This window comes from Okeania sp. KiyG1 (assembly GCF_014132355.1).
GTDB lineage: Bacteria > Cyanobacteriota > Cyanobacteriia > Cyanobacteriales > Microcoleaceae > Okeania.
Genome location: NZ_BLZO01000116.1, coordinates 43,232 through 52,209 on the forward strand (window position 1 = coordinate 43,232; position 8,978 = coordinate 52,209).

General features: G+C 39.8%; 9 protein-coding genes and 2 pseudogenes. 5 read left to right on the plus strand and 6 right to left on the minus strand.

Annotation, left to right across the window (positions count from 1 at the left end):
* Positions 1-8: 8 nt before the first annotated feature.
* The 6 genes and pseudogenes from SAGCYANO_RS27260 to SAGCYANO_RS27280 all read right to left on the minus strand — a co-directional run bounded on the left by SAGCYANO_RS27260 (position 9) and on the right by SAGCYANO_RS27280 (position 4,879).
* On the minus strand, positions 9-302 hold the full coding sequence (locus SAGCYANO_RS27260; RefSeq protein ID WP_202222947.1) for a hypothetical protein: 294 nt from the start codon (positions 300-302) through the stop codon (positions 9-11).
* A 12-nt stretch (positions 303-314) separates the two neighbouring features.
* Complete coding sequence (locus tag SAGCYANO_RS49465; protein ID WP_307785976.1) at positions 315-926, minus strand: group II intron maturase-specific domain-containing protein; 612 nt, start codon at positions 924-926, stop codon at positions 315-317.
* A gap of 4 nt (positions 927-930) precedes the next feature.
* Positions 931-1,824 carry a reverse transcriptase domain-containing protein gene (locus SAGCYANO_RS49470; RefSeq protein WP_307785977.1) on the minus strand — a complete coding sequence of 298 codons (894 nt, stop codon included), beginning with the start codon at positions 1,822-1,824 and terminating at the stop codon, positions 931-933.
* Positions 1,825-2,142: 318 nt separating this feature from the next.
* Positions 2,143-2,349 carry a hypothetical protein gene (locus SAGCYANO_RS27270; protein WP_202222948.1) on the minus strand — a complete coding sequence of 69 codons (207 nt, stop codon included), beginning with the start codon at positions 2,347-2,349 and terminating at the stop codon, positions 2,143-2,145.
* Between the two features lie 83 nt (positions 2,350-2,432).
* Positions 2,433-3,352 (minus strand): annotated as a pseudogene (gene iscB, locus SAGCYANO_RS27275) (RNA-guided endonuclease IscB).
* Between the two features lie 546 nt (positions 3,353-3,898).
* A complete protein-coding gene (locus SAGCYANO_RS27280) occupies positions 3,899-4,879 on the minus strand; it encodes a carbohydrate kinase (protein ID WP_202222949.1) in 981 nt (326 codons plus the stop codon).
* A 354-nt stretch (positions 4,880-5,233) separates the two neighbouring features.
* Between SAGCYANO_RS27280 and SAGCYANO_RS27285 the strand changes: the two genes are divergently transcribed.
* From SAGCYANO_RS27285 to SAGCYANO_RS27295, 5 genes and pseudogenes are all read left to right on the plus strand, one after another.
* The gene (locus SAGCYANO_RS27285; RefSeq protein ID WP_124143783.1) at positions 5,234-5,539 is read left to right on the plus strand and encodes a response regulator transcription factor; all 306 of its coding nucleotides are present in this window, start codon (positions 5,234-5,236) and stop codon (positions 5,537-5,539) included.
* 9 nt (positions 5,540-5,548) lie between these two features.
* Positions 5,549-5,851, plus strand: coding sequence for a hypothetical protein (locus SAGCYANO_RS27290; protein WP_202222950.1), 303 nt, complete (start codon positions 5,549-5,551; stop codon positions 5,849-5,851).
* Positions 5,852-6,110: 259 nt separating this feature from the next.
* A pseudogene (locus SAGCYANO_RS45730) lies at positions 6,111-6,327 on the plus strand (IS200/IS605 family accessory protein TnpB-related protein); the annotation flags it as partial.
* An 88-nt stretch (positions 6,328-6,415) separates the two neighbouring features.
* Positions 6,416-6,544 carry a hypothetical protein gene (locus SAGCYANO_RS48115; protein ID WP_255502724.1) on the plus strand — a complete coding sequence of 43 codons (129 nt, stop codon included), beginning with the start codon at positions 6,416-6,418 and terminating at the stop codon, positions 6,542-6,544.
* Positions 6,545-7,015: 471 nt separating this feature from the next.
* Entirely contained in the window at positions 7,016-8,476 is a 1,461-nt protein-coding gene (locus SAGCYANO_RS27295; RefSeq protein ID WP_202222951.1) for a hypothetical protein, read from the plus strand.
* Positions 8,477-8,978: the final 502 nt, after the last annotated feature.

Sequence of the window (8,978 nt, forward strand, 5' to 3'; positions counted from 1 at the left end):
AAATGTACTTAAAACGAGTAATTGTATCCATCTCGTCTATGGACAGGTTGGATATGGTTTCGAGATACAGACAAGATTTTATCCCCCTGTCGGATATCAAAATTGCCTTTGCTTCTCACCGTTTTAATCCTGACTCCTTTTAATCCAGCATTTTGGCCTTTGATGACATTGATAATGTCCCCTGTTTTCCAACCTGGTACAGGTTTTTTTGCTTTGTAACCAATCCTAGGAAAACCAGTTAGAGTCGAGGGAGAAGTTGCCTCCTCGCCCCTCTCCTTCAGAACGTAGCGTGCGACTTTCACCGCACTACGCTCCTAGATAATCTTAGGCTTTTGACCTTTTGCCTTCATGTGGATGTAATCGTGGCATGATTTGTGGATTGCCGTTAAATTATTGGTTTTCCAGTTGTCATGGTTGCCGTCTATGTGATGCAGATGTACCCTTTCGTTACCGTCTAGGTAGTGTCCGCAATGTCCACATTTGTAACCTTGTCGCTTTAACGCTTTAGTAGTGTACCCGTCGTAAAGGTTGGAATTTCTCTTACTCCAATAAGTAAGGTCTCCGTCGTAGGGGGATTTTTCTCCTTTGACGATGACGAATTTGTTCTCGGAGTAGGGAACCGCTGGAAATGCTTGATTTACGAGTGTCTTGGCTTCATTTTTGCCTTTGTTTTTATCCTTGAGGAATTTTAAGAAGGCATCGTGGCTTAAGTACCACAAGCTAAACCTTGACCCGTCCATCTTGCAATAACGGTGGTAGTTTCTCCAACCCCGTATTACTGGAGCTAACTTTTTCGCTTTGGCGGCAGTGGCTAATGCAGAGTTGTTGACTATAGCCTTAACTTTCAAGCGGAATTTTTCATAGTTCTCCTCTGAGGGAGTACACCGGAATTTCCCGTTTTTCTGCACCAAAAAGTGCCATCCCAAGAAATCAAAGCCTGCCGTTGACCGCGTTATCTTGGTCTTCTGCCGATACGTTCATCCCGCGTTCTGTGAGGAATTGCTGTATTTTCTCTAAAATTTTCTCAGCGTCGTCTTTGGGCTTAAGGAAGAACACCATATCGTCCGCATATCTTACGGATGGGTGGATGTCCTCTATACCGTTTAATGCTATATTGGCTAGTAATGGCGATACTACACCGCCTTGGGGTGTTCCTTGTTCTGGGAACTCTGGGGATACCCCTGCCTTTAAGCATTTCCACAACCCCGTTTTTATTTGTTGGGGTGCGATTACTTTGGACATAATCGCCTTGTGGTTAATTCTATCGAAACATTTTTCAATGTCTAGCTCGATTACCCTTTTGTCTTGGCCGTTGGATTTGCTTTTGAGATGATCGAAGACGTATTTTTGTGCGTCTTGCGTACTCCTGCCTGGTCTGAAGCCGTAACTGCGGGCATGGAAAGTTGCCTCGTGGGCGGGTTCAAGAGCGTATTTTACCAGACATTGCCAAGCCCTATCAGCGATGGTTGGAATTTTGAGATTCCTAATCTTCCCGTTTTTCTTAGGGATTTTAACCTCTCTTAATCCTTGATGTTCCCATTTATCTGCTTCTTTTAGCTCTTTAACTAATTTAAGACGTTGTTCAAAGTTCAAGGACTTGACACCATCTACCCCACAAGTTTTCTTCCCAGAATTTAGCTGAGTTATTTGTCGTACAGCAAGCATCCTTGCAGCGTGGGACTTCAGCACCAGACGTTGGAGATTTCTGACCTTGCGGTGGTCTCCATTCTGCATGGCTTTGTAGATTCGTTTTTGGAGGCGGAACAGATTCTTCTGGAATTTCTTCCAGTTAAGACTGCTCCAGACTTCACTATGATTACTCATGTGTCTAAGGGTACTCTCTTACTAAATTCCTCTACGCTGATTACCCTGCAAGCAATTAATGACTTGCATCCTACCCGCTGGAGAGATTTCCGTGCTTCCCACCTACTTTGGGTTTTCGACCTTTTCCCAAAGACTCTCTCAGCGTTTTTCTTCGTTCCGAATTACAGATTGTTATGACGGTTTAGGGCTGCCCATTTCGCCTACACGATTCCCGGGGATGCACCTACTCAAATATTGTGGTGCGGGAGTTTTACCGTGTACGGTCAAGAGTATTGGGTGTCTCTTGCTGGATGGTAAGACGCTTTTTCAGGACATTTGTTAATCTACCCATGCCGTCTCCCCATTACCCCCAGTGTGCCTATCACCCTTAGCTCTGGTTGGGGCCTGTTGCCAGCTTCGTTCTGTCAGTGGAAAGGTCTGACTCAACGTGGCCAGGTCGGGAGTCCGCTGTCCCTTGGCGGGTGGGGTTTTCACCCACATCTGTAACTCAGTTATCCAACAGGCTTTCTTTGGTGTCCTCGCCATTGGCAGGCTCTTCCTCCGTGTCCTCATTGGACCCTACTCATACCCCTTTAGTCTCTAAAGGCTCCTAGTAGGAACGAATCGCACTATTTGTCCATCTGTACCATTTGTCGGCAACCATGTCCCATTGCTGTGACGACCAGGGGTTGAGAAGTCAGCATTGTTAACTTTTCAACTTCACCAATACAGGCAGCATCTATCCAGTGTTCTTTTGGCAAATTCAAGCGACAACGGTTATATTTAGTACCAGCACCACTACCAGTAATCACAGGCAGACCTGTTGCTGTTAAAGTTTCAAAGATTTGAGTGCGAGTTGAGTTCACGGCAGCAGCATCTTTTAATGGGGTTTTGGCAACCTTTAGAACATGAGCTAGTATAGATGGTTTATTTTCGAGAAATTCCCGAATATCCATAGCACCCTTATTTTGGTTACATTGATGACAAGCTATGGCTAAATTAGACACCCTATTACTACCACCTTTTGACCGTGGAACTATATGTTCAATTTCTAAGGGCGTATCTGTTGCCCCACAATAAGCACACGATCTACCCCATTTCTCTAATAGATATTCCCGGACATCATAACCAAATAGTTCTCCTTTTTGATATTCAACTCCTGAAATTTCTGGGTTCTGTATTTTCTGAGTGTCAAATTTGACCAATTCTATAGCCAAACTACTTACCGGGCTTAGTTTAGACAGTCTATTCACCCAAGTTTCTACAGTCAAAACCCGATGGCTTAAACTTGGTGGCAGCCATCCTTTTTTCGTTTGCGGTTGAAAAATCTGCACTTACGGTAGCGAGTTTTCGACAACGACGACCTCGACGAAGAGTTCGCCGTCGCAGCAGCGCATTTTTTGATTTGCTGGCCACGATGGATTAAAACCATTGCAAAGATAACTTTTTCACTTTGGGTAACTATTGCAAAGCCTGTTTGTTTGGAACCAGGGTCAATTTTTAATTGCAAGCCTTGAAAATCAAGAGCTACAAATTTCTTCAGAATTATTGTGAACGGGTAGCGCTTGAAAACGCAAGGCTATTGCCTGCTTTTAACAAAGACCTCCCCATGGCTGGTTTGCATGGTGCTAGGGGTTTTTTCTTGGCGTCAAGTACGAATACATAATTGGTTGAATTGGACATTGTTGCGTCCCTTCTACAAAAAGTGTAAAGTTGGCCTCGCCCGGTTATTGAAGCTTTTTACGTTCGGCACACTAGCTTTTCAAATCTCTTTGCCTGTTTAATGCCGAACACTCTTAGGTCGGAACTGGCGGAGCATCCCGACGTATTGTGACTAAAATAACGTTTACTTGAAAAAGTGGGCTGGACTCACCATTTAAATACAAAATTTGCGTTTTGATTAGATTTGTGGTTAGTCTACTGAAGTCGTCTTTATCAGGAAAGGCAGAGGGCAGAAGACAGAAGGCAAAAGGGAATTCTGACTCCTGCTCCTGCTGCCTATGACCGAATGGAGCAAGGGTATAAAACCCCATCCAATTGTTTCTTCTGCCCTCTGTCTGCCCTCAGCATAAGTGCCTTCGTTATATTATCTATCTTAGTTACCCAAATAGCTACTAAAAAATGCCTCAACTTCATCTACAGTAGGTTGAGCAGACATCGCTCCTGTTTTAGTAGTACTTAAAGCACCTACTGCACTAGCATAAGTAACAATTTTTTTTGCTACCTCTGGTTGCTGTAGTTGACGAATACCATATTGGCGTAACTGATGTATAAAACCTGCTACAAAGCTATCGCCAGCACCAGTAGTATCTACCACATCTATTGAAAAAGCTGGGACTTTCCCTTCATTTTCTGACAAGTAGTAAGCACAACCTTGCTCCCCTGAAGTTATTAATGTACCTTCTACTGAATTTAATTGGTAAGTAATTGCAGCAGGTTCGGTAGATTCAAATAACCACTCAGCTTCTTCTATAGAGAGTTTGACAAAATCCACTCTTTTTAGTAAAGAGTATATAAGCTCTTTAGCTTCATCTGGATTAGGCCAAAATGAAGGACGCCAGTTGACATCTACCATGATTTTGAGATGGTATTGGTCAGCCAATTCAAGAGCTTGGTAAATTGCTTGTCTGGTTTTAGGGTAAGCTAGTCCAAGGGTTCCTAATATTAAAAACTCACCATTTAAGAATAAAGATTCTGGTAAAAGTTCAGCTTGTAAATGAGTATCAGCAAATTCTGTTGTCTGGCGATCGCCAAAACCAACAAATTCACGTTCCCCTGTTGTAGAGTGTAATACATAGACTTTCCGTGTTGGTGCATCAGAATTTTGCTGGATGCCTGTAGTGTCTACTCCCACTTCTTGCAAAAGTTTTACCAGTGTTTTGCCTTCTGTATCTTGACCTACTGTACTAATTAAAGCAGTAGGAGTCCCTAGTTTGACTAAACCACAAGCAACATTGGCCAGGGCACCACCAGGGTAGATTGTCCAAGACTGAACTTGATTTAGAGGTATTCCGGGTTGATCGGCCAAACAATCAAATAAAATTTCACCGAGACAGAGAACATGAAGATGGGTCATATTGATTAGAGTATCTCAAATTATATATAGGTAGGGAAATTAGGAATATTTTAGTGGTGATTAAAATCTAAGGTATAGCAGGGAACAGGCAACAGGCAACAGCTCATCTGGTAACAGTGGGAAAAATATTTCCCTGTCTTACGGTTTATTATTCGCATAAGTCCTAACCAACCTATTCTTTGCTATATATTTAAAATCAATATTTTTTTATTTTTTGAAAAACATAATTAACTAATTTTATCCTTCCTCAGCTTTATTCATACTTTTCCCACTTATAGATTGTCATTAAGGTGAATTTTGTCAAGATGTCTCTAAAATTATAATTAGGCAGATATACATATATAGGCAAAAGTTATGACTGGTTGCGAGTCTCAAACCAAAATATCCCTTTCAGAAAGGGAACTTCAAGTTGTGGAGCTAGTGGCAGACGGGTTGACTAATGAAAAAATCGCCGAGAAGCTAGAAATTAGCAAGCGAACGGTAGATAATCATATCAGTAATATTCTGAGTAAAACTTCAACCCATAATCGAGTAGAACTGGTTCGTTGGGCTTTGCAGTGGGGCAAAGTATGTTTGGATAGTATTAACTGTTGTAATTTACCAGATACAACTGAACAATTGGTAAATCATAGCTTAGAGGGCGATCTATTAGGAAGGTAAATATTTAAGATGCAGACTGCGAAACAAAAACAACAACGTTATCAAATTAGCTGCCAGGGACTACCACTGGCAGTATATCGAGAAGTAGCAGCTCATTTGCGTCAAGTCGGCAAAGTAGAAGTGGACTTTTTTTTTCCTCCTGCCTCAGAACCATTTGACTATAAAAAAAGTCAAATAGGAGGTCTGTGCTTGGAGTATACAGAAGATGCTGAAGATGCTGTTCGTCAAAAAGTAGACCAAATATTAGCCTATTATCAATCTAAATTTGGGCCTTGGGAAGCAAATCAAATTGCAGCTAATGGTGAGGGCTAGTAATTGTTGGCTATAATCTGGTATTATCTACGATCATCTCCAATTATGTAGAATAGCTAAAATTCGCATTTATACATTGCATAAACTTACTAAAAAGTAAGCAGAACCCTAGGCATTGGCCTTAGCCGACTGTGTAGGGGCATTTTGATTTGTCCCCAAAGAATATATCTTTGGTCAGCTAAGAATAGACGAAGCAATACGGATTTATCCTGTTGCGTAATATATACTTAGAATCTCCGTGACTTGAGTCGGGGGAGTAGTCAATACCTACTTGTCTAAAAACCACAGCAAGATAGTAATAGAAGACCTAAATGTATTAGGGATGATGGCTAATCATAAGTTAGCTCTCGGCTATAGCTGATATGGGATTTTATGAATTTCGTAGACAGCTACAGTAGAAGTGTGAGTTATATGGCTCTGAGTTAATTGTTGTGGATAGATGTTTTCCTAGTTCTAAGACTTGCTCTAACTATGGTGAGTGTTAAACAGTCTTTGTCTTTATCTGAGAGAGTGTTTAAGTAGGAACACTCTGGTTTTACAGCGACTGAGATTTGTTTGCGGAGCATGACAAACGGAAATGCTAGTTTAAATTTAGCTATGGCGGCCAGTTCCACCGTGACAGTCTGTGGACTGGATAACGCCGATGTTGCCAGTGGAATAGGGAATGGACCAGATAATCATAGATTTCTATAGATTATCGTAGGTTTCTAAGAACGGAGATTAGTCATTGCTTAAATACCAGGGACTAATGACTGTCCCCTTTCTCAATTTTTTAGTAATTATTGTTGTAATATCTGGCCTGAAACTCGCTCTAGAATATTAAACAAAAGTCTTAATTATCGTAAGCATTTCCTCCGGAATGCTGCGCAAACAGCCGTCAGCGCTTCCCTGCGGGATGCTACGCAAAGAGCGTTCAGCTATTGCTTTTAGTTTTAGATAAAAGCTTTAGTAATTGAGGCAGAATTTATACTTACTACCAAAGTCGGCTGAAAAAGTCTATATTCATTTAAACCCTCCTCATGAGAGCTGAGAGCTTACAGCTAATAGCTTAATGCTTACTAATTATCAGTAGTTAATATCAACATAATTACATTTTTCTAGGGATTAAGATAGAATTATAATAATTCTGCATTAATTAACTATTGAAACATCAGAGATGTTGCTATGCCACCAATACCATCTTATTTAATCCCTCTAGTAATTGTTTTAGTAATTGTACCATCTGTGGTTGCTATATTATTAAGAATTGTACTTCATTTTGACTTAGTAAATCAAGGAAATAAAGTAAGAAGACTAATTAATCAGCAGTCAGTAAATAAGCCAAGATTTATCGAATATTTAGAGGACAGATTTACAGATGCGAGTAGTAAACTAGAGCAAGTTAATACAGGAGCATTAATAGACCAAGTTTATAGTAGACAAAGGTTATTTGGATTAATATCTTACGAACAAATAGAATATTTATGTCGAATTTTACCTAATCTTCTTGTGTCTTTTGGATTATTAGGTACTTTTGTCGGCATTACCATTAACTTGACTTCTTTAAGTCAAACAGTTAGTGATACTAATGCTACCGATGTTAGTAGTTTGCTCCGGGAATTACAAGTACCATTACAAGGCATGGGAATTGCCTTTACTAGCAGCTTAGTAGCAATATTATTTAGTGCAGTAGTTACATCAGTTAATTTTATTTTTAATACTAGCCTTGCCAAAACTAGATTAATTAGTTTACTAGAAGATTATTTAGATAATATTTACTTACAAACAATAGAAGGTCAAACTCAGCTTGATAAAGTAGTAAAAGCAGTTGCTTATTCTTTTGAAGGATTTTTAACCAGATTTGGTCAAACAGTCAGAGTAGGAGTAGAGTCAGCTCTACAAGATAAAATTCAAGAAATTCATAATGCCAATACTACTACCAGTAAATTAGCAGAACAGACCTTTGTGCGATTAGGAGAAGCTGCTGCTACAGTGGCAAAAAGTTCTAAAGATTTTCAGATAGCAGGGGATAAATTTCTAGAAGTAGCACAGACATTCGAACATAGTCAATTCCCGCAAAAGTTAGCTAATTCAACAGCAGAATTAGCTAATATTCAGAGTAATTTTTCTCAATCAACCTCGACTCTAGCTACTGCTGTTCAAGCAATAGAAATAGTAGTCATTGAACTACAGGGATATAGTAAGAGACTAGCAAAGTTTGGAGAACAAATTGCCAGTAATAATCAAACTTCATTAAGACTATTAGAATCTCATCAAAGTAATCAAAAATCTTTAGCTGAGATGATTCGACAACTCCAAGAAGCATCACAAGGTTTTCAGTTAGCAGTGGGAAGTCTGGATACTTTACAAAGAAGAGTAGTATCCAAAGCAGATAATTTAGATGAAGTACAAATTCAACTCAAAACTCTAGCAAATGCCTTGAATAATTCCACAGATGGTATTAGTCAGAGCATTAAATCTTTAGGAGACCAAATAGGGAAAGGCATGAGTAATCAAGCCAATCTAAATAATTCCCATTTAAGCGTCATCGCCACAAATTTACAAGAATATATCAGTCAAATGAAAGAAACTAAAAATGAAATTTATCGACTGACACATATTATAGATAGATTAGCAAATAAGTAGACACCATTTCAGTTATCAGTTATCAGTTATCAGTTATCAGTTAGCCTCATAAGGTCAGAACTAAAAAAAATGTACTTTTTCACATATTTTTTCTCCCTAAAAACCCTAACCAGGACTCACGCATGACTTGTATATTTTGTCAAGTTTTATATTAAGTAAAGATGTGGGTAATGGATAGCTTAAAAGGGGAAGCTTTAGACCGAATTTTTCGGTAATGGATAGAATTATGGAATCCGGTTATACAATATGTATTTATAATTCTATAATTACTTCAATATTCAATCTTCCCTACTCCCCCACTCCCCTATTCCCCTACTGCCTTACTCCCCTACTCCCCTACTCCCCCACTCCCTTACTCCTCTACTCCCTTACTCCCTCACTCCCCTACTCCCCTACCCCCTACTCCCCTACTCCCTACTCCAGGTCTCCCTCTTTTAAGGAATTAAAATAATTATGCGTCATCGTTCACGACTTGTTGAAGATAATCGCGACCTAGAAATTT

Coding starts and splice junctions, on each gene's coding strand:
- SAGCYANO_RS27285 (WP_124143783.1), top strand. CDS start 5,234: ATGACTGGTTGCGAGTCTCAAACCAAAATATCCCTTTCAGAAAGGGAA.
- SAGCYANO_RS27280 (WP_202222949.1), bottom strand. CDS start 4,879: ATGACCCATCTTCATGTTCTCTGTCTCGGTGAAATTTTATTTGATTGT.
- SAGCYANO_RS49470 (WP_307785977.1), bottom strand. CDS start 1,824: ATGAGTAATCATAGTGAAGTCTGGAGCAGTCTTAACTGGAAGAAATTC.
- SAGCYANO_RS27270 (WP_202222948.1), bottom strand. CDS start 2,349: ATGGCGAGGACACCAAAGAAAGCCTGTTGGATAACTGAGTTACAGATG.
- SAGCYANO_RS27290 (WP_202222950.1), top strand. CDS start 5,549: ATGCAGACTGCGAAACAAAAACAACAACGTTATCAAATTAGCTGCCAG.
- SAGCYANO_RS27295 (WP_202222951.1), top strand. CDS start 7,016: ATGCCACCAATACCATCTTATTTAATCCCTCTAGTAATTGTTTTAGTA.
- SAGCYANO_RS48115 (WP_255502724.1), top strand. CDS start 6,416: ATGACAAACGGAAATGCTAGTTTAAATTTAGCTATGGCGGCCAGTTCC.